At 59.7% G+C, this 23132-nt stretch carries 24 protein-coding genes; all 24 read right to left on the bottom strand.

Annotated elements, in window-relative coordinates; genetic code table 11:
- Positions 1-92 precede the first annotated feature (92 nt).
- Complete coding sequence (locus tag BM382_RS23615) at positions 93-3674, bottom strand: glycosyltransferase (protein WP_345769785.1); 3582 nt, start codon at positions 3672-3674, stop codon at positions 93-95.
- A gap of 37 nt (positions 3675-3711) precedes the next feature.
- Positions 3712-4947 carry an FkbM family methyltransferase gene (locus BM382_RS23610; RefSeq protein WP_011059998.1) on the bottom strand — a complete coding sequence of 412 codons (1236 nt, stop codon included), beginning with the start codon at positions 4945-4947 and terminating at the stop codon, positions 3712-3714.
- Positions 4948-5005: 58 nt separating this feature from the next.
- Positions 5006-5626 (bottom strand): LbetaH domain-containing protein, encoded by a 621-nt coding sequence (locus BM382_RS23605; RefSeq protein WP_011059997.1) that lies wholly within the window; start codon positions 5624-5626, stop codon positions 5006-5008.
- Complete coding sequence (locus BM382_RS23600) at positions 5623-6750, bottom strand: aromatic ring-hydroxylating oxygenase subunit alpha (RefSeq protein ID WP_026020248.1); 1128 nt, start codon at positions 6748-6750, stop codon at positions 5623-5625. The genes BM382_RS23605 and BM382_RS23600 overlap by 4 nt, the downstream gene beginning before the upstream one ends.
- Before the next feature lie 48 nt (positions 6751-6798).
- On the bottom strand, positions 6799-7437 hold the full coding sequence (locus BM382_RS23595; protein WP_011059995.1) for an acetyltransferase: 639 nt from the start codon (positions 7435-7437) through the stop codon (positions 6799-6801).
- Positions 7438-7453: 16 nt separating this feature from the next.
- A complete protein-coding gene (locus BM382_RS23590; RefSeq protein ID WP_041774561.1) occupies positions 7454-8218 on the bottom strand; it encodes an SDR family NAD(P)-dependent oxidoreductase in 765 nt (254 codons plus the stop codon).
- A 56-nt stretch (positions 8219-8274) separates the two neighbouring features.
- A complete protein-coding gene (locus BM382_RS23585) occupies positions 8275-9315 on the bottom strand; it encodes a ketoacyl-ACP synthase III (RefSeq protein ID WP_011059993.1) in 1041 nt (346 codons plus the stop codon).
- A gap of 5 nt (positions 9316-9320) precedes the next feature.
- Positions 9321-9542 (bottom strand): acyl carrier protein, encoded by a 222-nt coding sequence (locus tag BM382_RS23580; protein WP_011059992.1) that lies wholly within the window; start codon positions 9540-9542, stop codon positions 9321-9323.
- Between the two features lie 82 nt (positions 9543-9624).
- Entirely contained in the window at positions 9625-10746 is a 1122-nt protein-coding gene (locus tag BM382_RS23575; protein ID WP_011059991.1) for a DegT/DnrJ/EryC1/StrS family aminotransferase, read from the bottom strand.
- Positions 10747-10900: 154 nt separating this feature from the next.
- Positions 10901-12037: a flagellar biosynthesis protein FlhB gene (gene flhB, locus BM382_RS23570; protein WP_011059990.1), complete on the bottom strand. Its 1137-nt coding sequence runs from the start codon at positions 12035-12037 to the stop codon at positions 10901-10903.
- A gap of 3 nt (positions 12038-12040) precedes the next feature.
- Positions 12041-12823, bottom strand: a complete 783-nt coding sequence (gene fliR / locus BM382_RS23565) for a flagellar biosynthetic protein FliR (protein ID WP_011059989.1) — start codon at positions 12821-12823, stop codon at positions 12041-12043.
- Between the two features lie 4 nt (positions 12824-12827).
- Entirely contained in the window at positions 12828-13097 is a 270-nt protein-coding gene (fliQ, locus tag BM382_RS23560) for a flagellar biosynthesis protein FliQ (RefSeq protein WP_011059988.1), read from the bottom strand.
- 24 nt (positions 13098-13121) lie between these two features.
- Complete coding sequence (gene fliP, locus BM382_RS23555; protein ID WP_011059987.1) at positions 13122-13871, bottom strand: flagellar type III secretion system pore protein FliP; 750 nt, start codon at positions 13869-13871, stop codon at positions 13122-13124.
- Positions 13871-14314 carry a flagellar biosynthetic protein FliO gene (fliO, locus tag BM382_RS23550; protein WP_011059986.1) on the bottom strand — a complete coding sequence of 148 codons (444 nt, stop codon included), beginning with the start codon at positions 14312-14314 and terminating at the stop codon, positions 13871-13873. Before fliO ends, fliP begins: the two co-directional genes overlap by 1 nt.
- The gene (gene fliN / locus BM382_RS23545; protein ID WP_011059985.1) at positions 14315-14776 is read right to left on the bottom strand and encodes a flagellar motor switch protein FliN; all 462 of its coding nucleotides are present in this window, start codon (positions 14774-14776) and stop codon (positions 14315-14317) included.
- A gap of 55 nt (positions 14777-14831) precedes the next feature.
- Positions 14832-15800, bottom strand: a complete 969-nt coding sequence (gene fliM, locus BM382_RS23540; protein WP_011059984.1) for a flagellar motor switch protein FliM — start codon at positions 15798-15800, stop codon at positions 14832-14834.
- Between the two features lie 9 nt (positions 15801-15809).
- On the bottom strand, positions 15810-16310 hold the full coding sequence (fliL, locus tag BM382_RS23535; protein WP_011059983.1) for a flagellar basal body-associated protein FliL: 501 nt from the start codon (positions 16308-16310) through the stop codon (positions 15810-15812).
- 190 nt (positions 16311-16500) lie between these two features.
- Entirely contained in the window at positions 16501-17904 is a 1404-nt protein-coding gene (locus tag BM382_RS23530) for a flagellar hook-length control protein FliK (RefSeq protein WP_072444219.1), read from the bottom strand.
- A 98-nt stretch (positions 17905-18002) separates the two neighbouring features.
- Positions 18003-18347, bottom strand: coding sequence for an Hpt domain-containing protein (locus BM382_RS23525; RefSeq protein WP_011059981.1), 345 nt, complete (start codon positions 18345-18347; stop codon positions 18003-18005).
- Positions 18348-18377: 30 nt separating this feature from the next.
- Complete coding sequence (locus BM382_RS23520) at positions 18378-20084, bottom strand: fused response regulator/phosphatase (RefSeq protein ID WP_041774109.1); 1707 nt, start codon at positions 20082-20084, stop codon at positions 18378-18380.
- Between the two features lie 5 nt (positions 20085-20089).
- Positions 20090-20395, bottom strand: coding sequence for an STAS domain-containing protein (locus BM382_RS23515; protein ID WP_011059979.1), 306 nt, complete (start codon positions 20393-20395; stop codon positions 20090-20092).
- An 87-nt stretch (positions 20396-20482) separates the two neighbouring features.
- Positions 20483-20932 carry a flagellar export protein FliJ gene (gene fliJ / locus BM382_RS23510; RefSeq protein WP_011059978.1) on the bottom strand — a complete coding sequence of 150 codons (450 nt, stop codon included), beginning with the start codon at positions 20930-20932 and terminating at the stop codon, positions 20483-20485.
- A 6-nt stretch (positions 20933-20938) separates the two neighbouring features.
- On the bottom strand, positions 20939-22297 hold the full coding sequence (gene fliI / locus BM382_RS23505; RefSeq protein ID WP_011059977.1) for a flagellar protein export ATPase FliI: 1359 nt from the start codon (positions 22295-22297) through the stop codon (positions 20939-20941).
- Positions 22287-23129, bottom strand: coding sequence for a flagellar assembly protein FliH (gene fliH / locus BM382_RS23500; RefSeq protein ID WP_011059976.1), 843 nt, complete (start codon positions 23127-23129; stop codon positions 22287-22289). Before fliH ends, fliI begins: the two co-directional genes overlap by 11 nt.
- Positions 23130-23132 lie beyond the last annotated feature (3 nt).

The following is a 23132-nucleotide window of genomic DNA, read 5'->3' as shown; positions in this document are numbered from 1 at the left end:
CTGCTACTGCAAGAAACCTTCCAACTTTTACCGAAAGGAAATATGGCGCCGGCATTGAGCTGAAAATGCCGGAAACCTCAGAGTGGCCGTGATTAATCCGGCAGCCAGGCAGCACGCCACGCCATCAATGCGCTAGCGTCCAGCATCCAGTCGCGCCGGACGACTTCACGCAGGGCATCCCCGGCCCGGGCATTGGCCTGTGGATCATCCAGATGCATGCGGATGGCCGCCCTCCAGTCCTGGAAGTGATTGGCAACCCGAGTCACCGGCAAATCACCGCGGAAACACGCCAGATCACTGCAGATGACCGGATAACCACAGGCGCCATACTCCAGGAGACGCAGGTTGCTCTTGCACTCGTTGAGCAGACTCTGCTGCATGGGCGCTACTGCCAGATCCAGATTCAGCCTGGCCAGCGCCGCCGGATACAGGCTGATCTCCACACCACGATGCACTTCCTTGACATAGGGCAGCAGTTCCTCGGGACAAGCCCCCATGAACACCCAGTCGACTTCCGTCGCCAGGGCTTTCACCACCTCGCCGATCACTTGAAGATTAGCCAGCTGCCAGTCCGCGCCCGCCCACCCTACCCGGGGCTTGTCGCCGGCACACCGCTGGCTGCTTGGCAACGCCCCCCAGCCCTGCTGGTCCAGACGACTGTGGATGACCCGGGTATCCGGATGCAGGCCATGCAGAGCGTCGGCCAGGGCTTCGGTGGACACCACCAGGCGATCGACGCAGGCCACGGCTTCGCGCAAATAGTAGGAAATATCCCCAGGCGTCATGCCCTGGGCAGCCTCCCCGACAGCCAGGCTTGGCAGGTGATCGTTCAGCTCAAAGACCTTGAAACTGCGCGAGAAGGCTTGCGCACGACGCATGGCGCTGAGCGACTCCTCGCCGATGTGGCGCTGGAAAACCATCGAATCCGGGGCCACTCGCGCCAGTTCGGCCGGCGATAACAGCGCCATCGACAGCACCCCGTCGATCAGGCCCGCCGAACTCTGCTCCTCCATCGGTCGAATGGCCCGATAGTGACCACTGCCATAACGATCCGAAGGATGCACCAGCACCACTGGCAACGGGCGCCAGATCAGCGGACGCCAACTTAACGACGGCTCGGCCAGTTGAAAGCCCTTTGGCTGCCCCAGGGAAAAATTCAGGTTGTAGGCCGGGTCCCGCGCCAGCACCGAAAGCCAGCGCTGGGACAAGGCATCTTCATCCCGCGGCGCAAACGCGGCCGGCGGCATACCGTGCATGACCCGCGCACGCGGCGTCCACACGGTCAGATAACCATGGCCCGCCAGGCGCAGGCACAGGTCAATATCCGCTCCCGCCTCAGGGAACAGCTCGGCATCCCAGCCACCCACCCCATCAAACAGGGCTTTACGTACCATCAGGCAGATGTCGGCGACCGCACTGCAATTGCGATCCACCTGCAAGCCATTCATGTACCCGGCAGCGTCGGCCTGCTGCCCGGCAAATGCTGCCGCCCCGCCGGCCGCCAGCCCCAGGATCAGTCCGCCATGGCTCACTTCGCCATCACTGGAGAGCGCTTTGGCCCCCACTACCGCCACCTCCTGGCGCAGCGCGTGATTCAACAGCGCATCAATCCAGCCACCGTCGAAGATCGCCGTCAGCGCACGCAGGAATACCAGATATTCACCAGAAGCCTGCTGCGCCCCCAGGTTGTTGGCGGTGGAACGATCCACGGCATAAGGCAGGCTGACTACCCGGATACGCTCAGCCGACAGCTCCGCGACAGCCTGCAACCACTGCCTTGCCTCTGCGGCCTGACAGGCGTTATCGACGATCAGCAACTCGTAGAAAGGGTAACGGGTGTGCTCCAGGACACTGAAAATACAGCGCTGCGCCGCCGCCAGGTCGTCACTCACCACCACCACGATCGATACCAGGGGGCGGGCCTGGTGCCCGTAGTCGATCAGATAGTGTCCCGCAAGCGAGCTGTCGACCTGCGCGCTGGCATAGCCACGCTGCGACAGGTGCTCGACCAGCGCACGGCGCTCATCTTCATTTTCACCCAGGGCCACGGGCGGACAACTCAGCAGCAATTCCGGGATATGCCCGAAACCGTCAATGCCACCTTGATTGATCAGGCGCAGGATCAGCTCGAACTCCAGGGCCCGCGCGTAGGCACCATCAAAACCACCCACCTCGATCAGCACCCGACGCCTGAAGATCCAGTGACGCGCCAGCACCCCCGGGAAACTCAGCAGGTAATCCAGGTTGAAGTCCGGGCGCAGCATGACCCCCGTGTCGCCATTGGCTTCTCGCAGCACGCCATCACAGAACACTGCACGGCAGTCGGGATCCGGCAGCAACTCCAGGCTGGCGACCAACAGGCCGCTTGGCGTGAACTCATCACCAGCGCGGACCAGCACACACCATTCGCATGCATCTTCTTGCAGCAAACGATTGACCTGCTCTGCGTAGTTCGCCTGAACCGGTGTGAAGTGCAACTCGGCGCCGCCGGCAACCAAGCCAGGCGCCTCATGCCCCAGTACCGTCACTTTCAGTTGCACAAGCCCCTGCGGCTGCGCCGCCAGGCTATGCAGGGTGCGCGCCAGCGCCTGGGCATCCGCGGCCAGATCAAGGACGATGATGCCGATTGAAGGAGCACCGCCGCCGGACTGCAGATAGCCCTCCATCAAATGCAACTGGGTCGGGCTTGGCACCCGCTGCTCGATCCAGCTGTTGATCTGCCGGTCGGCCACGCCCTTGGCGTAACTCTGGCGCAGAGCAGCCAGGATATCCACCGGCTCGAACCTGTCGCCGCCATACAGGGAACGCACCGAAACCAGATGGTTATCCAGCCCCCCTCGATGCCAGCCCAGTTCGCGCAATGTCCGTTTGAAATCAGCGTGCCCCTGGTTACCGATACCCGGCTTGTCGCGCCCCTGCTGACTGCCCTGCTGCAGGGACACTCGGAAATCGGTCAGCGGCTGCTTCAGCAACGCCAGGTTGCCCTTTTGCAGCAGCTTCACATACATCGCCAGGTCGCCCACCCAATAGATCAGGCAACCATTGAGCGACATAAGGCCATCCCCCAGCGCCAGCAGATCCTCTCGGCGACAAAGCACGCAACTCGGCTCGCCGATGAAGTTGAGGCTATGGTCGGCCAGCAGGCTGGTCAGCTCCTTGCCATCGATAACCACATCGGTAGCGAAAGGCAGGGATGTGGCCAGGGCATCCGGTTGCGGGACCCCGTCGGAATCGATCAGGCGGCGACGCGAAGACGCCATGGCCACAGAGGGATCTGACTCCATCGCAGCCACCAGTTGCGCGACACATTCAGGGTGCAATACATCGTCGTCATGGAGGAACTTGATGTACTTTCCACTGGCGACTTTTATGCACTCAATGGCATTGAAGAGCTCGCCGCGCAAAGACTCATTGAACTCATAGCGAATCGGAAAAGAGCAGGACTCCTGGTAACGAGCCGTGCACTCACGGATGGTCCCGGTACGCGAGTCATCGCATACCACCACCTCCAGATGCTCGTAGCTCTGCGCACAGACACTGGCCAGCGCCGCTTCAAAGTAAGTTGCCTTGTAAGCAGGAATGACCACACTGACCAGTGGCTTTGCGCTCATATAAACCTTCTTGCTAGTTAATGCCGATAGCCCGCCACCTTCGCTCGAGTGGCACAGGCCCAATCAAATGGCGCGCCAATGCAGCGCGCCAGAACGCAGATCAATAGAAGTACAGGCAGGTATCCCAGCGCTCTTCGGTGTGGTGGCGCAGGCCGATCTTGTAGTCGCCACGCACACTTTCGACAAAACGGGTGATATCCAGCAAATCGCCAGACCGGTGATAAGCCGAAATGGCCATTTTCGGGCGCCCACGACTGATGTGCTCACGGGCCCCTTGCAAGGCCTGCAATTCCGCCCCTTCGATGTCCATCTTGATCAGCGTCGGGCTGTCATCAAGCAATGAATCCAGACGGCGCACATCGACATCCCGGCAGATGGCCTGGGCAGTAGCGGCAGATAACAGGTGACCGCCGTGCCCGCCCTCATGCAAGAACGGCATCTGCCCGTCTTCGTTGCTCAACGCACAACCCAGCAACTCGATGGCACCTGACTGGGCAGGCGCGAGAGTACCGTTGTAACCGCTGATGAAGGATTGAATGGTGGCCCGATTGACCTCGTCCGGCTCGATCATCCAGATCTTCTGGAAGCGGCCGTCGGTCGCATCGAGAAAGGCCTTGGCGGACTCGGCAATCGAGGCGCCACAGTCAGCGAAGCGCTCATTCTGGTCAGGCAGCCACAAGCCGGAACGGAAATACAGGGTCAAGTAGGGCTTGGCAGCGTTGAGTATCCACTCGGGGTCGCACGTCAAATGGCCGAGCAAAACGCTGAACAGGGTGAAGCGTGAATAGTCATCGTCCAGACGCCGCCCGAGAGCAATCAACTCCTGGGCGTGAGCAACAATGTAGCTGCCCCAGTCATCAATCCGATGGTCGCTCGCCGGGTTGATGGAAAGCAGCCGCAAGCCCTGCTCAAAGTTGAGCATGGGGATGTTGTTGCGCAGCGCCAGGCTTTTGAAATAACGCCGGGAGTGATCATACCGACAGCCATTGACACTGATCAGCGCAGTATCCCGGGCCAACTTCAGGAAGGCATCCGAACTGATCACCGGAACGCCATGAAAGCTTTCCATCTTGCCGGCCTTGAAGTCGTCGACCACGGCAACAATCCGCACTCTGCCGGCAGCTTCATTGATAAAGAGTTGAGAGAACTGGGTCGTTCCCAACAGCACGACTTTTGTTTCACGCCCATTTGCGTCGTAGACATGACAGGCCTCAGGCGCAATACAGAAGCGCGGATCATGTTGATACGCAGAGACCGCCCGCTGAAAGATGGTGACCAGGTTTTCGTAGTTACCAGCCACTTCCAGCCCTTTAACACCAGCATAATTACTCGGCATACCCACTCCAGAAACGGCCCGCCCAATTGCCTGAGCGAATCGGCAAGATAATTAACATTCAGTTTTTCAGGATTCTGGCGCCATCTGGCATCAGGGCATCATAAAAGGACTTGTCAGCAAGGACTTCCGGCAACTTCCCGCCCAACAACCACTCGCAATGGCGACCGACTTTCGTGCCCGCCAGCGCAAAGCTGCCAGCGGAGAGCGTGGTGCCCCTGCCGATTTCCACGCCGCGCCCCAGGGTCACACCCGCCTGCAAGGTCACACAGGCCCCTAACTGCACGGAGCAGTCCAGAGTTACCTGGCGATCAAGCCAGGAGCCCAGCCCCACTACCGCACCGGAGGCCAGGTTGCAGCCCGCACCCACATAGGCATTGCCTTGCAGAACGGCGCTTTCTTCAACAATGGATCGAGGCGAAACCAGATTGAACAGGCGATACCCCGCCAACCGAACCTGGGCAATCAGCTTGTGTCGCGAGTAGTTGACCGCACGCTCATCCAGCGCCACAAACACTTCGAAGTCTTGCGCCGGATACCGATCGATGAATTCATCCAGCTGAAAGTTGTAACGATCAGCCGAAAGCAGGCGGTGCTGCACATGGGGCAAGCCCAGCTCAGTGGCCATCTGGCAGGCATGCTCGAAGGCCCAGCCCTCCCCCAGCACGATATGGCGAGTCATGGGCGCTCTCCCAAAACATGAGTTCTATACCAGAGATGCTGTTGAACGATATGCGCCTCATACTCGCCGTGCATGAAGCGCCGAGAGTGCTCACCGAACCCATCCTGCAAACGCTCGAGCACAACCGTGTCCTCGGCTATGACCTTGCGCTCGCCACGAATCAAAGTTGCCAGCAACGCAGTAAAGTCGGTGCGGACATCCTTGCGTGTGGCGGTCATCATCCACAGGTGATAATCGGTAACCCCAGGGGATACGGGATCGTACTGCTGAAGTAGAAAGTGATCACCCTTGACACTACAGAAGTTGACATTGGGATAAATGAACCAGTTGTAGTAGGCATGTTCACTGCCATATTTTTCGCACAACGGCGCAAACCAGTTCTCGTAGGGTTTGATCATTGATTTGTTACTATAACTCAACGAGTCAAGTTCAGGAGATTCAGAAGTGGCAATTAACCTAACGACTTCAGCCCCACCTCCAACAGAAGGGATTTCCCTGACCATTTGACTCATGGCCGGCATGAAGGTTTGAGGATGAATAAAAGGAACGTGATTATAATCCTTCACGTTTTCCATATTCAGCTTCCAGTTATAACGGACCTGATGACAACTGTAGATAATCTGCGAATCTAGGTGAGAGGAGACATCTTTTAACTGCTGGATAAACTCATCAGTAAATTGCTTGTTCAGCGCAAGTGGCTCTTCCGAAAAGTTGACAAACAACAACTGGCCAACCTCCTCCAGATGAAGCTTTTTCAGGCAGACTTTCTCTCGTTCCGCAGCACTGAACTGGTAAAGCCCATGATTGGGTATGCCCCGCAGCTCACCCTCAGAACCAAAAGACCAGGCATGGTAAGGACAAACCATCGGACGCTTGCCAGCATTTTCAATCTGGATAGGCGATAGCCGATGGGGGCACTCATTGATAAAGGCCCGGATACCGGCTTCGGTTCTCTGAACCAAGATCGGCACACCCGCTACCTTGCGGGTAAAAAACTGATTGCGCTCGCGCACCATCGAGGTGAAACCGACAAAAGTCCACAACTTGCCAAATAAGTTGGCACGCTCGTGGGAAAGAGTTTCCGCGGAGGTGTAATGGCTTGCATCCAAAGCATGACGCGACATAAAACATATCCACAAAAATGACCGAGCAGCCAGATGAATACCTAGCCTTCAATTCTGCTTGGTGAAAATGACTCGAGCGGGGTTACCCACCACCGTCGCACCGGCAGGAACATCCTTGAACACCACTGCGCCCATGCCGATAACCGCCCCATCGCCTACAGTCACCCCACGGGATAGCATGGCCCCAGAGTTGATTACGACGCCATTACCCACCTTGACATAGCCGGCCAACAAGCAACGGGGCGCGATATGCACATAATCACCAATCACCACGTCGTGACCGATCATGCTGTCTTGATCGATAAAGCAGTAACTCCCGATCCTGCTGTCCACACCACAACTTACTTCATACGAAAAAAATGTTGCACCCCAAGTGGTTCTCACGCCTAAAAGTTGAGGTTTACCAAAACCAATAAACTGGGCACCTTTTTCACGAAGCAGTTGTACCTGCTTTTGCCTGCTCGATGGATCTCCAATTGCGGCCAAAAATAGGTGATCAGATCCAGGCTGAAAACCTTCGGGAGTACCTAACCAAGGGCAATTAAGAGCTTCGGAGACAACTTCTTTTCCCCGCTCATCCAAAAAACCACCGAGAACCCAATCAACACCACAGGCGACATCAGCCTCCAGTTGGGCAAGAACCTGACGCCCAAGCCCACCTGCTCCCAATATGACGACCTGCTTCATAGCAGCTCCTGTTGATTTAACTGATGGTCAAACCACCATCCATGACCAGTGTTGTTCCTGTTATCCAACGGCTAGCACCGGAAATCATGAAAATCGCCGCATTAGCAATATCATCTGGCCGACCAAACCCTAGAGGATAATCTTCAAGCAGTTGATCAAGAGAGGTCACCTTGGCGGTTTCCGCCAAGATCGGTGTTTCCACCAGTGAAGGAGAAAGGCAATTAACTCGAATCCGACGCTTGACTAACTCCATAGCAAGACAACGCGACGCAGCAATCAAAGCAGCCTTGCTCGCGGAATAAGCCCCCACACCTGCAACACCGATATGGGCAGCGATAGATGAAAGAAATAGAATGGACCCATCATCTGCTACAAGATTGCGCTTCAAAACCCCTTGGGTAAGTAGCATAGGAGCTTCAAAGTTAATGGCGTGCACTTCCTGAAGATGAGTGTCAGTCATCATGCGCGTCGGACACAGGCGAGAAATGCCGGCACTGTGCACCAACCCATGAATTTCCGAACCAAGGGCTGCAACAACAGCGTTGCGCTCCTCTGCAATCGTCAGGTCAGCCAAGATCATCTGATGAGGCAGATCCGAAATGCTCTGCAACTCTTCAAAAGTCTTGGTCAGACGCTCACGATCACGTGCCGTTGCAATGACCTCGGCCCCCATGCGCGCGAAACTCAGCGCTATAGCCTGCCCCAGCCCCGAGCTGGCACCGGTAACCAAGACTCGCTTACCCTTGAGGCTGAATGGATTAAAACTGTTGTCAGCATTCACTGTGCTGCCCTCCGAAGAATATGTGCGGCCATTGGGAGGAACACCTCCCAGCCTCATCAGGATTCAATCAAATCAGGAAACTTCGCCCCCTGGATATCCACCAGGCAGGTTCCCCATGACAAACCAATACCAAACCCTGACAGCACTAGACGCTTAGATCCTTCCTCAAGCTGCTTGTTAATTCGCGCAGTCATGGTGACTGGCAGCGAAGCACCGCTGGTATTGCCAAAATCACGCAGAGTCGAAGGGACTTTCTCGACAGGAAGCGCCAACTTCTTACGGATGGTTTCGTTAATCATCCGGTTGGCCTGGTGAAAGATGAAGTAATCGACTTCGTCTTTCGAGGCATTGGCATATTCAAGCAACTTCTCTACTGCCGGCGGAACCCGCTGAGTGGAAAAGCTCAGCACCGCAGTACCGTCGAGCTGCAAGTCGATCGCTCGATGCCAGTGATCATTTTCATTCTCACGGAAAGGCACCAGATGCTGTATGCCTACCGGCTCACGATGCCCCCCGACCGGGAGGATGATCGCTTTGTGGCCGCTACCATCGCTATTCAGGTCGAAGTACATGGGCGGCGCATCCGCACAGAACTCCATCGCCGTAGCGGTGCCGGCATCCGAAAAGATCGGGTCATTGAGCTGGGCACCGCTGTCCCCAACCAGCACCAAGCCTTTCTTGATACCTCCGGCGCTGATCAGCGATCCGAGCAGATGCAGGCCGAACGGATAGCCGGAACACCCGAGGTTGACGTCGAACGCCAGGGTGGTATGGGGCAACCCCAGACGATCCTGAAGAATGATCGCAGTGGCAGGCGCCAGGTAGTCCGGGGACTGGGTAACCACGATCAGCGCGTCGATTTCCTCGAGCTTCCACTCCAGGCTTTCAATCAGCTTGGAGGCTGCATCGAAGGCCAGGTCGGAAAAACACTGCCACTCTTGCGTCAGCCTTCGCAGCTCGATACCGATATTGCGTACCAGTCTTTCGCGTTCTGGACGAATCTGCGGCTTGCAATCAGTCAGATTGGAAACAACTCGTTTAGGAACGCAAGTTGCCATACCGGCAAAGCGCACAGAATTCAACGTAACGAGTGGCATGAGACTTATCCTACCAAGTTGTAAAGATCACCAATGGTGACAGCCTTTTCGAGGTCATCACCGGTAATCACTTTCTTGTATTCCATATCGAACATGACAATCACACCCAATGCGGCGAGCGAATCCCACTCTGGCAAATTGCGCAACTCCGTCTCCATGGTGACTTCAACTGGCTCCTGAAAATCGGTGGCAGACAGAAAGTTTTCGATAAATGCTTCTTTGCTCATAACAGCCTCTTAATAATCAGAATCTGCGGTTTAAAATTCCGCAAAACACTCGCCTTCTTGGCGAAAGTCCCTCTCCAGTACGTTATATATTCGCCGAGTTTCCTGAGCGAATGACAGCAACGATCCGTTGCAGGTCCTCTGGCTCCAACCCTGGATAAATGGGCAGACAGATAACCTTTTCAGCCAATGCTTCGGCCACTGGCAAAGCATGGCGATGAAGTCCCTCCATACCTTCATACACCGACATCTGGGTAATCAGGGGATAGAAATAACGGCGCGCGAATATATTGTGCTCCTGCAACAACCCATAGAGCTGATCGCGGCTCAGCGCATATTCGGGCTCAATGGCAATCGGAAAGTAGGCATAGTTCGAGACAAGAGCGGCCGGTACCGGGTCCAGGTTAATACCTTTGATGGTTCGCAATTCAGAGCGATAGAAACAATCGATAGCTCTACGCTGTTCCAGGGCCGCGTCGATATGCTGCAGCTGCAAGAGCCCGAACGCAGCATTCACTTCACTCATCTTGCCGTTGATGCCACAGGTCACCACCGTGACCTCATCCACAAAACCAAAATTCCTCAATTGATCGATATGCAACTTTGTCTGTGCATCCGGGCTGATGATCGCACCGCCCTCGAAGGTATTGAAAACCTTGGTTGCATGCAGACTCAGGACACTGAGGTCGCCATGGCGCAGTACACTGCCACCGGCATCTTCCACGCCAAACGCGTGGGCGCCGTCAAAAATTACTTTCAATCCATGTTTATCGGCGATGGCCTGAATCGCCTCTACATCACAGGGATTGCCATAGCAGTGCACCGGCATGATGGCGGTCGTCTGTGGCGTAATGGCCTGTTCTATCTTTTTAGGGTCGATGTTGAAGGTCTGTGGATCGATATCGACAAACACCGGGGTCAAGCGATTCCACACCAAGGCATGGGCCGTAGCGACAAAAGAATAAGGCGTGGTAATCACTTCACCCTTCACATGCAGTGCTTGTAAAGCGGTAATCAGGGCCAATGTTCCATTGGCAAACAACGACAAATGCCCGACCCCCAAGTAACGAGCCAGTGCTTGCTCAAGTTCTTGATGGAAGGGACCGCAATTGGTCAGGCGCTTGTTTTTCCAGATCTGCTCCAGATAAGGAACAAATTCCTCTAACGGCGGCAGTAGCGGACTGGTAACTGTAATTATTTTTTCCATGACTTATCAGTTCTGAGCAGTTCGAACATCCCAAAGAACAAAGTCAATCCACCCGCTTTTTTCAGATTGATTCTGCCTAGTCAAAAAAGTAACCATTTCCATACACTGGCTACCCACAAGCAATAATCCAGCCAACAATCTGGCGGCGCTCGCCTCAGGAGTCGCGCCGCAGATCCGGCGGAATCGGCAGGTCCTTGAGCGGATCCGGGCGCTTGCCCTTGCCCGCGCGGTGCTGGCGGATCTGATAGACGTAGGCCAGTACCTGGGCCACCGCCAGGTAAAGCCCGGCAGGAATCTCTTCCTCAAGCTCGGTGGAATAGAAAATCGAACGCGCCAGGGCCGGCGACTCCAGCAGCATGACCTCGTGGGCCACGGCGATCTCGCGAATCTGCAAGGCCAGGAAGTCGCTGCCCTTGGCCAGCAGCACCGGCGCCCCGCCCTTCTCGGCATCGTATTTGAGCGCCACGGCGTAGTGGGTCGGGTTGGTGATGACCACATCGGCCTCCGGGATCGCCGCCATCATCCGCCGCTGGGACATCTCGCGCTGCAACTGGCGAATCCGCTGCTTGACCTCAGGCCGCCCCTCCTGGTCCTTGTGCTCGTCGCGCACCTCCTGCTTGGTCATCAGCAACTTCTTGTGGGCCTGGTACAGCTGCACCGGCACATCCACTGCAGCAATCAGGATCAGCCCGCAGGCCATCCACAAGGTGCTCCAGCCCACCACTTGGATGCTGTGGATGATCGCCTTCTCCAGGGGCTCATGGGCGATACGCAAGAGGTCGTCGATATCTGCCGAGAGCACCGAGAGCGCCACGAACAGCACCAGGGCAAACTTGGCCAGGGCCTTGAGCAGCTCGATCAACGCCGTGGGGGAAAACATCCGCTTGAGGCCGTTGGCCGGGTTCATCCGGCTGAACTTGGGCGCCAGGCTCTTGCCGGCGAACAACCAGCCGCCCAGGGAAATGGGGCCGATGACCGCCGCCAGCAGCAGGGTCAGCAGTACCGGCTGCACTGCCAGGATGGCGATCTTGCCCGAATGCAGCAGGTACAGGCCCATGGCCCCGGGGCTGAGCAATACCTCACGGGGCAGGGAGAAGTTCAGGCGCATGATTTCCAGCAGATCCAGGGCCAGGCCACCACCATAGACCAGCAGACCGCCCGCCCCCGCCAGCATGATGGCCAGGGTATTGAGCTCCTTGGAGCGGGCAATCTCGCCCTTTTCCCGGGAGTCCTTTTTGCGTTTCTCCGTGGGCTCTTCTGTCTTGTCCTGACCGCTCTCGCTCTCTGCCATGGTTCAGCGTGCCCTCGCCAGTTCGCGCAAGAACTGCAGGGCCTCGGAGGCCAGCGGTTGATACTGATTGAGAATGTCGGCCAGGCTGATCCAGACGATGCCCATGCCCAGCACCAGGGTCAGGGGAAAGCCGATGGAAAAGATGTTCAATTGCGGCGCCGCGCGAGTCATGACGCCAAAGGCGATGTTCACCACCAGCAGCGCGGTGATCGCCGGCAATACCAGCAGCAGCGCCGCCCCCAGCACCCAACCGAGCTTGCCTGCCAGCTCCCAGTAATGGTTGACCATCAGGCCGCCACCCACCGGCAGGGTGGTAAAGCTCTCCGTAAGCACCTCGAACACCACCAGGTGGCCGTTCATGGCCAGGAACAACAGGGTCACCAGCATGGTGAAGAACTGCCCGATCACCGCCACCGACACACCGTTGGTGGGGTCGACCATGGAAGCGAACCCCATGCCCATCTGGATCGCCACGATCTGTCCGGCAACCACGAAAGCCTGGAAGAACAGCTGCAGGGAAAACCCCAGTACCGCGCCGATCAGGATCTGTTCGGCGACCAGCAACAGGCCACTGAGATCCAGGGCGTGCACTTCGGGCATGGGCGGCAGCCCCGGCGCTATCACCACGGTGATTGCCAGGGCAAAGTACAAGCGTACCCGCCGCGGCACCAGGGTGGTCCCGAAGACCGGCATCACCATCAGCAGCGAGGTGACCCGGAACAGCGGCAACATGAAGCTCGCCACCCAGGTACTGATCTGGGTGTCGGTCAACGCCAGCAGGGACATGGGCTCAGCCGATCAACTGCGGAATACTGCCGTACAACTGACGGATGTATTCCATGAAGGTTTGCACCAGCCAGGGCCCGGCGACAATCAGGGTCACCAGCATCACCAGCAGGCGCGGCAGGAAGCTCAGGGTCTGTTCGTTGATCTGGGTGGCAGCCTGGAACATGGCCACCATCAGGCCCACCAACAAGCTGGGCACCACCAGCACCGCCACCATCATGGTGGTCAGCCAGAGCGCTTCGCGAAACAGGTCTACCGCGACTTCCGGAGTCATTGTCGATCACCCGCAAACAAGGTTTTAAACACCACCGAAACTGCCCGCCAGGGTACCGATGATCAACGCCCAACCGTCCACGAGGACGAACAGCATGATCTTGAACGGCAGGGAAATGATCAGGGGCGAGAGCATCATCATGCCCATGGCCATCAGCACACTGGCCACCACCAGGTCGATGATCAGGAACGGAATGAAGATCATGAAGCCGATCTGGAACGCAGTCTTGAGCTCGGAGGTGACGAAGGCCGGGACCAGGATGGTCAGCGGCGCCTGGTCAGGGCTGGCGATGTCGGTGCGCTTAGACAGGCGCATGAACAGCTCCAGGTCGCTGCTGCGGGTCTGCGCCAGCATGAAGTCCTTGATCGGCACCTGAGCCTTGGCCACGGCGTCCTGGGCGGTGAGTTTTTCCGCCAGGTAAGGCTGCAAGGCGTCCTGGTTCACCCGGTCGAACACCGGCGCCATGATGAACATGGTAAGAAACAGCGCCATGCCGGTGAGGATCTGGTTCGACGGGGTCTGCTGCAGGCCCAGGGCCTGACGCAGGATCGAGAAGACGATGATGATCCGGGTGAAGCTGGTCATCAGCATGACGAACGCTGGAATGAAGCTCAGCGCCGTCATGATCAGCAGGATCTGCAGGCTGACCGAGTACTCCTGCTGGCCGCTGGCATTGGTGCCAAGGGTGATCGCCGGGATCGACAACGGGTCCGCCGCCAACGCCAGCGGCGCCGCCAGCATCAGTGCCAACGTCAAGATGATGCGCAACGGCATTACTTCTTATCCTTCTGATCCTTGCCCAACAGCTCCATCAGGCGCTGGGCGAACTCGGGCGTCGCCTGCTCGGCACTGGGCACCTGCACCGGCTCCTTGAGTACATGCAACGGGGTGATGGTGCCCGGGGTCAGGCCCAGCAGGATCTGCTCGTTGCCAACCTGCACCAGCACCAGGCGATCGCGCGGGCCCAGAGCCCGGGAGCCGATCAGTTCGATCACCTGCCCCTTGCCGGCAGGACCGGCCTGCTGCACCCGGCGCAACAGCCAGGCCAGGAAGAAGATCACGCCGATCACCAGCAGCAGGCCCAGTACCAACTGGGTCAACTGGCCGCTGACACTGCCGGTCACGGGCGCAGCCGCAGCCACCGCGGCGGTGGCCGCCGGCTCCGCGGCCAGGGCGCTCAGGGGCAGCGCGAATGCAATGCCAAGCAGCTTGTTCACTTAGCGCAGCTTCTTGATGCGTTCGCTGGGGCTGATCACGTCAGTCAGGCGAATGCCGAACTTTTCGTTGACCACAACCACCTCGCCATGGGCGATCAGGGTGCCGTTGACCAGCACGTCCAGCGGCTCGCCGGCCAGGCGATCGAGCTCGATCACCGAGCCCTGGTTGAGCTGCAGCAGGTTGCGAATGTTGATATCGGTGCTGCCCACTTCCATGGAGATCGATACCGGGATATCCAGAATCACGTCCAGGTTAGGGCCGTCCAGGGTGACCGGCTCATGGTTCTTCGGCACGCTGCCGAACTCTTCCATCTGCAAGCGCCCGGAACTTGACGCAGCGCCGGCGTCCGCCGCCAGCAGGGCATCGATATCCGCCTGACCGGCATCACCGGTTTCTTCCAGCGCAGCAGCCCACTCGTCGGCCAGCGCCTGGTCGTCCTGGGAGTTAATTTCGTCAGCCATCATGGGTCCTCGACGGGCAAAAATTCATTGAACAGCAAACAGGTTGGAGCGCCGCTCAACGGCGCTCGATCGGCTCGATCACTTGCAGCGCCAGGTTGCCCTTGTGGGAACCCAGCTTGACCTTGAACGACGGCACGCCATTGGCACGCATGATCATGTCTTCGGGCAGTTCCACCGGGATTACATCGCCAGGCTGCATGTGCAGGATGTCCCGCAGGCGCAACTGACGACGGGCGACAGTGGCACTCAGCGGCACGGCCACATCCAGCACGTCCTCGCGCAGAGCCTTGCTCCAGCGTTCGTCCTGGTCGTCCAGGTCGGACTGGAAGCCGGCGTCGAGCATTTCGCGGATCGGCTCGATCATCGAATACGGCATGGTCACGTGCAGGTCGCCGCCACCGCCATCGAGCTCAATGTGGAAGGTCGACACCACAATGGCTTCGCTGGGACCGACGATGTTGGCCATGGCCGGGTTCACTTCCGAGTTTATGTACTCGAAGTTGACCGGCATGATCGCCTGCCATGCTTCCTTGAGATCGACGAAGGCCTGCTCCAGCACCATGCGCACCACCCGCAGTTCGGTCGGGGTGAATTCGCGCCCTTCGATCTTCGCGTGGCGGCCATCGCCGCCGAAGAAGTTGTCCACCAGCTTGAACACCAGCTTGGCGTCAAGAATGAACAGCGCGGTGCCGCGCAGCGGCTTGATCTTCACCAGGTTCAGACTGGTGGGTACGTACAGCGAGTGCACATACTCGCCGAACTTCATTACCTGCACGCCACCCACTGCCACGTCAGCCGAACGGCGCAGCATGTTGAACATGCTGATACGGGTATAGCGGGCGAAACGCTCGTTGATCATTTCCAGGGTCGGCATGCGTCCACGGACGATGCGATCCTGGCTGGTCAGGTCGTAGCTTTTGACACTGCCGGGCTCGGCAGCGTGTTCGGTCTGCACCAGACCGTCGTCGACGCCATGCAACAGCGCATCGATCTCATCCTGGGACAGCAGGTCCTGCACGGCCATGTCGTGTTCCTACTGCAGTACGAAGTTAGTAAAGAGCAACTGCTCGACCACCACTTTGCCCACCTCTTTCTGCGCCACTTCCTGAACGCTGGCGGTGGCCTTCTGACGGAGCATTTCCTGGCCGACCGGAGTAGCCAGGGTGTCGAAACTCTGCCCGGAGAAGAGCATGACCAGGTTGTTGCGGATCACCGGCATGTGCACTTTCAGCGCATCCAGGTCGGCCTGATTGCGCGCCAGCAGGGTAATGCTCACCTGCATGTAGCGCTGCCGGCCGTTCTGCGTGAAGTTGGCAACAAAGGCTGGGGCCATGGGCTCGTAGATCGCCGCAGGCTTGACGTTGCTGGCGGTCTCTGCAGCCGGGGCCGGCTTGCTCTGAGCACTGTGCATGAAGTACCAGGTGGCGCCGACCGACAGGCCGATGGCCAGCAACAACGCCAGGACAATCAAGAGGATAAGCTTGAGTTTGCTTTTCCCTGCGGTGGGTTTTTCTGCTGCTTCGCTCTTCGCCATGCCAATAATCCGTCACTAATCGGGGGTTCACAGTCGCACGGCAAGGCAAGAGCAAGTGTTATGCCAGATTTGTCAGAAAGGCGGGGATCAACAGCGAAGGGCAATGCTGCGAAGGGAAACCTGGGGTGCAAGCTGTTGCAGTTACACCGCGAGGATCAGTGCAGGGGCCGGTAGCGACCCCCGCCACAGGTCAGGCGTAGTAGTCGACGGCGCTGCTGCCGATCACGGTCTGTACCGGAGCCTGAACTTCTGCCACGGCCTGGGACGACTCATCATCGCCATTGTCCAGGCGCCCGCCGCTGGTGCTGGAACCGCTGCGGCGATTCTGCTCCTGCTGCGCCTGCTCCTGGCCCTGCCAGCCACGGGACTGATCGGAGACGTTGACGTCCACCTGCCCCAGGCCCTGCTGGTTGAACATGTCGCGCATGCGGTGCATCTGCCCTTCCAGGGCTTCGCGAACGCCAGCATGGGCACTCATGAAGGTGACCTGGGTCTGCTGGTCCGGAATCATGTGCACGCGAATGTCCAGGCGCCCCAGCTCGGCCGGCTGCAACTGGATGTCTGCCGACTTGAGGCTGGTGCTGGACAGGTACATCACCCGGTTGACCACCTCTTCGGTCCAGCCATTCTGGTGCATGGCCAGCGGCTGGTTGACCGGCACCGCGTTGGCCGTCTTGGGCGTCGCGGCCTGGGTCAAGGCCGCCAGGCGATTGGCGAAATCATCCACCCGGGTATCACTGGAAGCCCCCTTGAGGTCCTTCAAGCCATCGGCGATCAACCCGCTAAAGGCCTTTTCGCCGCCCTGCTCGGTGCCGCTCTTGCCCGCCTGCTGCTCGAGCATGCCGGCCATGCCATTGGCGAAGTTCTGCACCGAGGCCAGCTGCCCTTCATTGCCGGCATTGCCTGGCGCGGCCTTCGGCTGGCTCTGGCTGGACGCCGACACATGGCCGCCCTGCTCCATGGCCAGGCGCACCGCAGGCAAGGCATCCAGAGGATCAGCCTCGGGATCGAATTCAGGCTTGGCCGGCTCGACGGGTGGCGCCACCACTGCGGCAACGATGGCCGGCGCAGGGGCGACGGGAGCCGCCTCGACCGGAGGCGGCGCAGGTGTCGCCGGGGCCGGTTCAGCCGGCACCACAGGCTGTGGCGGCGCGATCTGTACCAGGCTTGGATCCAGCATCGGATCGCTGGGGGGCGGGGTGTCGGTTTGTGCGGTATCAGCCGGCTTGGCAGCATCAGTGGGCGCTGTTTTGCTGTCGCTGCTGTCGCTGCTGGCCGGCTTGTCGGCAGGCAAGGATTTGCCGCTATCGGCAACGGCTGGCTGCGGCGCGGCAGAAGAGTCCTTGCTGACATCCTTCTTCGGGCTACTGTCAGCTCCCTTGTCGCGCACCGACTTGGGCGAGTTGTCGGCAAAGCTTGGAGGCTTGGCCTGCGGCTGGTTCTGGGATTCCTTGGCGTAGAGCTGCGCGAAGCTGGAAGCCTTGTCCCCAGGCTCGGCAATGCTCGCCAGGGGGCTGACAGGTGCCGCTTGAGTCTTGGACTTAGCGCTGGCCTGGGCAGTGGCCTGAAGAAGCGAATTAGGGGTAACAGCCATGGGACAGTCTCCGCTGCACGGGGATCATAGGTACAGTTGGAAGACTTTACTGCAAAGGCCGGGCCAGTTTTATCAATCCGCAGATAAAAAGCTGTTTCTCAACAATGAAAGCGCTGCAGCTCCTGCTCGCACAAGCGTCGAACGATCGCGAACTCGCCGTCGATCTCCCCCACCAATTGTCGAATGCCATCCGCGGCCGACTGCCCGGCCCGCAGTTCCAGCTGATGACAGAGTTCGGCCAGGCGGGTCGCGCCCATGTTGCTGCTGCTGCCCTTGAGGCTGTGGGCGGTGGCTACCAGCAAAATCGTATCCTCGGACTTATGCAGCAACCGCACACGCTCCTCGGAATCGCAGACGAAGGTATCCAGCAGGACGGGATATTCATCCTCCATGACCTCTTGCAAAGCATTGAGCACCGTGTGGTCCAGATGAATCTCAGCCACTTGTTCACTCCTTGATCAAGAACCCGGGAATTATGCCAGAGCCTCCCAAGAAAACTCCACGCAGACACTGCGCCCATCATCCGCCCACACGGCCTGCTGGCTCATCTGCCGGATCAGACTGACGCCACGCCCCGACAGACGCTCCATATCATTGGGCCGCGCCAGGACCGCAGCCACATCGAAGCCCTCGCCACTGTCCTCGACGCGCACCACCAGGCGCCCTCCCGCTTCCAGGGGCTGCACTTGCAGATGCACCCGGACAAAGCCCTCCTGCAACTGCGCAAGCCGGGTCGAGCGTTCGCGGTAATAGCGGGTGAACCCCTCGGCATCGCGCTTGAGCCGCGAGTCGAGCTTGAGCACGCCATGTTCCAGGGCATTGGAGTAGAGCTCTGCCAAAACGCTGTACAGCGCCCCGCTCTGGGAGCGCAGGCCATGCACCTCAAGCAACAGTTGCAGCAGATAGGGCAAGGGATTGAAACGCTTGAGGGTGGCAGCCCGAAACTCGAAACTCACCGACCAGTCCAGCGGGCAGGACTGGCCACTGTCGGAGTACACCAGAGCCGGCGGCGCCAACCGGGGAAACTCCGGCAACCCCACCTCGACCATGCTCACATCATCCCGGGCACTGCCGCCAAAGCGCTCCAGGGCCTGCCGAATCTCCTCGAACAGCTGATCTTCCTGGCGATTGGCGGCAAACACCTGGTGCAATCGCTCGACGCCAAACAGTTGCTCCTCGGTGTTACAGGTATCGATCACCCCATCCGACAACAGGAACACCCTGTCTCCCGGCGCCATGGAAAACACTTCGGTACTGTCCTCGAAGGACTCGGCGCTCAACACACCCAGGGGCAAGTGGCGAGCCACCAGCGGCGTGCGTGCGCCGCTGGCGTGCCGATACAGATACCCTTCGGGCATGCCGCCGTTCCACACCTCCACCGCCCGCCGCTGGGAACTCAGGCACAGCAGGGTGGCACAGCAGAACATGTCCACGGGCAGGATGCGCTTGAGCTTGGCATTCATCTCCCGCAGGGTTTCCGGCAGGCCGTAGCCCTTGGCGGTCATGCCGTAGAACACCTCCGCCAGCGGCATGGCGCCTACCGCCGCAGGCAGCCCATGGCCGGTGAAATCCCCCAGCAGTACGTGCATGTCTCCGGCCGGGGTGTAGGCCGCCAACAACAGGTCGCCATTGAACAGGGCATAGGGCGATTGCAGGTAACGGATATTCGGCGCATCCAGGCAGCCGGCATGGGCGACCTTGTCGAACACCGCCTTGGCCACCCGCTGCTCGTTGAGCAGGTAGTCGTGGTGGCGAGTGATCTGGTCACGCTGGTGCAGCACGGTCTCTTGCAGACGGCGCAGGCGGTCCATGGCGTTGATCTTGGCACCCAGCACCACCGGGTTGTAAGGCTTGGCCAGAAAGTCGTCGCCACCCGCTTCCAGGCAGCGGGCCAGGGCCTCGCCACCGCTCAAGGAGGTGAGAAAGATGATCGGCACCAGGGTCTCGCCAGCCAGGGCCTTGATCTGCCGGGCAGCCTCGAAACCGTCCATCACCGGCATCAATGCATCCATCAGCACGATGTGCGGGCGCTGTTGCTGAAACAGCTGCACCGCCTCGGCGCCGTTGCTTGCCGCCAGCACCTGATGCCCCTGGCGCCGGATGATGCTGGACAGCAGCATGCGGTCCGCTGCGCCATCTTCGGCGATCAGCACACACAGGGGCTCGAGCATCGACCGCATACCGGTCAACTGATGTCGAAAAGCTTGTCGAAGTTGGAGATGGCGAGGATCTTGCGCACATCCGAGTTGCTGTTGATTACCCGGACATCGGCGTTGTCGCCGCCGGCGTGGTCACGCAGCAACAGCAGCATGCCCAGGGCCGAACTGTCGAGATAGGTGGCTTCCTTGAGGTCCACCACGATGGACTCCGGTGTCCGGTTGAGTCGCTCGTAGGATTCGCGAAACTCCTGGTGGCGTCCGAAATCGAAACGGCCTCTGATGGAGATCGTGAGTTTTTGCCCGTCCGGGGATATTTCTGTAACGACCGACATGTGACTGCTTCCTTGTCATTGACGACGTCTAAAAGGTTTAGCACCCACTCGCCGGGGGGACAACCCGCACGGGGCAAATGAGCACCATCAGTATGGGCTCTGACGAGGCAAACGTTGGGAAAGTTCATCCAGCAACTTCTGCTCACGCTTGTCCTCAAGCGCCCGCGCCTCGTCGATATAGCGCTGCACCAGCTTGCGCAGCCCCTCGACCCGGGCATAGGCCTGCTGCCAGGCCTCCCGGGCGCGATCGAGGTTGTTCTGGTGCCAGGCCAGGCTCTGTCGCTGCTGACCGACGGCGGTATCCAGCTGGCTGAGAAAGTACTGGTAGTTCATCAGCCAGTGGCCACTGACCCCCAACTTGCCGCGCTCGACCCACTGTTCCTGGTAGTCGCCACGAAAACGCTCCAGGTCCCCCAGCTTGCTCTCGGCCACACGCACCTGGCCGTGAAAGTACTCCAGGCGCTGGGCGGCCGTGCGCTCGGCACTCTCTGCCATGTCCACCACCGGCGCCAGGCGCGCGGCACGGCTATCAGCCATGGCCGGTTACCCGCCCGCTGCCGGAGCGAAAAGCATTTCCAGGTGGGTCTGGCTATGGCCCAGGCTGATGTTGTCATTGAGCCCCTGGCGCAGGTACGCAACCATGGCCGGATGCAGGGAAATGGCCGTATCGGTATCCCGGTCGCCGCCGGCCACATAGGCACCGACGCTGATCAGGTCCCGGGCCTGCTGGTAACGCGACCACAGCTGTTTGAAGTACTGCGCCCGCGCCATGTTGTCAGGGCTGATCACCGCCGGCATGACCCGACTGATGGAAGCCTCGATGTCGATGGCCGGGTAGTGCCCCTCTTCCGCCAGGCGCCTGGACAGCACGATATGCCCGTCGAGCACGCCCCGCGCCGAGTCGGCGATCGGGTCCTGCTGGTCGTCGCCTTCGGACAAGACCGTGTAGAAGGCGGTGATCGAACCGCCGCCGGCCTCGGCATTGCCGGCACGCTCCACCAGTTTGGGCAGCTTGGCGAACACCGAAGGCGGATAACCCTTGGTGGCCGGCGGCTCGCCGATGGCCAGGGCGATTTCCCGCTGGGCCTGGGCGAAACGTGTCAGGGAATCCATCAGCAACAGGACGTTCTTGCCCTTGTCGCGAAAATATTCGGCGATCCGCGTGCAGTACATCGCCGCCCGCAGACGCATCAGCGGAGCATCATCCGCTGGCGAGGCCACCACCACCGAACGCTTGAGGCCTTCCTCACCCAGGATGTGCTCGATGAACTCCTTGACCTCACGTCCCCGCTCGCCGATCAGCCCGACCACAATGATGTCGGCCTCGGTGAAGCGGGTCATCATGCCCAGCAGCACACTCTTGCCCACGCCGGTACCGGCGAACAGGCCGAGACGCTGACCGCGACCTACCGTCAATAAACCGTTGATGCTGCGAATACCCACATCCAGCGGCTGGCTGATGGGGTCGCGCTTGAGCGGGTTGATGGTGGGGCCGTCCATCGGCACCCAGTCTTCGGCACGCATCGCGCCCTTGCCGTCCAGCGCCCTGCCGGCGCCGTCCAGCACACGCCCGAGCATGCTCATGCCCATGGGCAAACGGCCGGTGTCGGCCAGGGGCACCACGCGCGCGCCCGGAGCGATCCCGGCCACGCTGCCCACCGGCATCAGGAATACCTTGCTCCCGGAGAACCCCATGACCTCGGCTTCGACCTTGACCGGGTGGTAGCTGTCATCGTTGATCACCATGCACCGGGTGCCCATGGCCGCGCGCAAGCCTTCGGCTTCCAGTGTCAGGCCGACCATGCGCAGCAAGCGGCCCTCAAGGATTGGCTGGCCCGGCAGGCTGACGGCCTGGGCATAGCCCCCCAGGCGCTTGCCGAAGCTGGTGCGTTCAAGGCGCATTGCTAGGGTCCGCTGGCTCGTGTGCGGCGTCAGGGTCCATAGCGGGGTCGGCGATGTCGCTCTGCGGCGCCGACGGCGTCAACGGCCCCAGGTCCAGACCAAGGTCCGCCGCTGCCGGATGCAGCGATTGTTCGTGCAACTGGTCGGACAGCTGGTCCATGGCCTGGGCGATCCGGGTTTCCATGCTGGCGTCGATACGGCTGTACTCGGTCTCGACCCGGCAACCGCCGGGCAGCAGCGCTTCGTCCTCGACGATGCGCCAGCTTTCCTCATGGCGCTCGCGCAGGCTTTTGACCTGCTCGAAATCCTGCGGATTGACGTACAGGCGCACATTACCGACGCCTAGGGGCAGCAGCTTGAGCGCTTCGCGCATGACATGTTCGATCTGCGTGGAGTCCATCGCCAGCTCGCGCTGGATCACCTGGCGGGTGATATGCCGCACCAGCTCCACCAGGGTCTTTTCAATCTGGGTGTCCTGCTCGGCAATGGGCTCGAACAGGTTGGCCATCAGTTGCTCGAGCGCCTGCAACTTGGCGCTCAGTGCCACTTCGGCTTCCTGGCGCACTTTGAGGGTGGTGCTGTGAAAGCCCTCTTTCTCGCCAGTGGCGAACCCTTCGTTATAGGCTTCCTGGCGGATGCTCTCGAGCTCTTCAAGGGTCAGCGGCTGGACTTCCTCCAGCGGCACTTCCTCGATCTCCTCCTGCACCTCTTCCGGCTCGGGCTCAGGCTCGGGCGGCTCGGGATCGAAACTGGGCAGCGCCCAGACGTCAAAACCCTCGACGTCCCGGGCGCGAATCAGCTCGCTTTGGGACTCATCACTGCTGGACGACATAAA

The organism is Pseudomonas sp. NFPP25 (genome assembly GCF_900116505.1).
GTDB classification, from domain to species: Bacteria; Pseudomonadota; Gammaproteobacteria; order Pseudomonadales; family Pseudomonadaceae; genus Aquipseudomonas; species Aquipseudomonas protegens.
The sequence above is the reverse complement of the archived record's forward strand: the minus strand, read 5'-3'. Positions and strand labels throughout refer to the sequence as shown.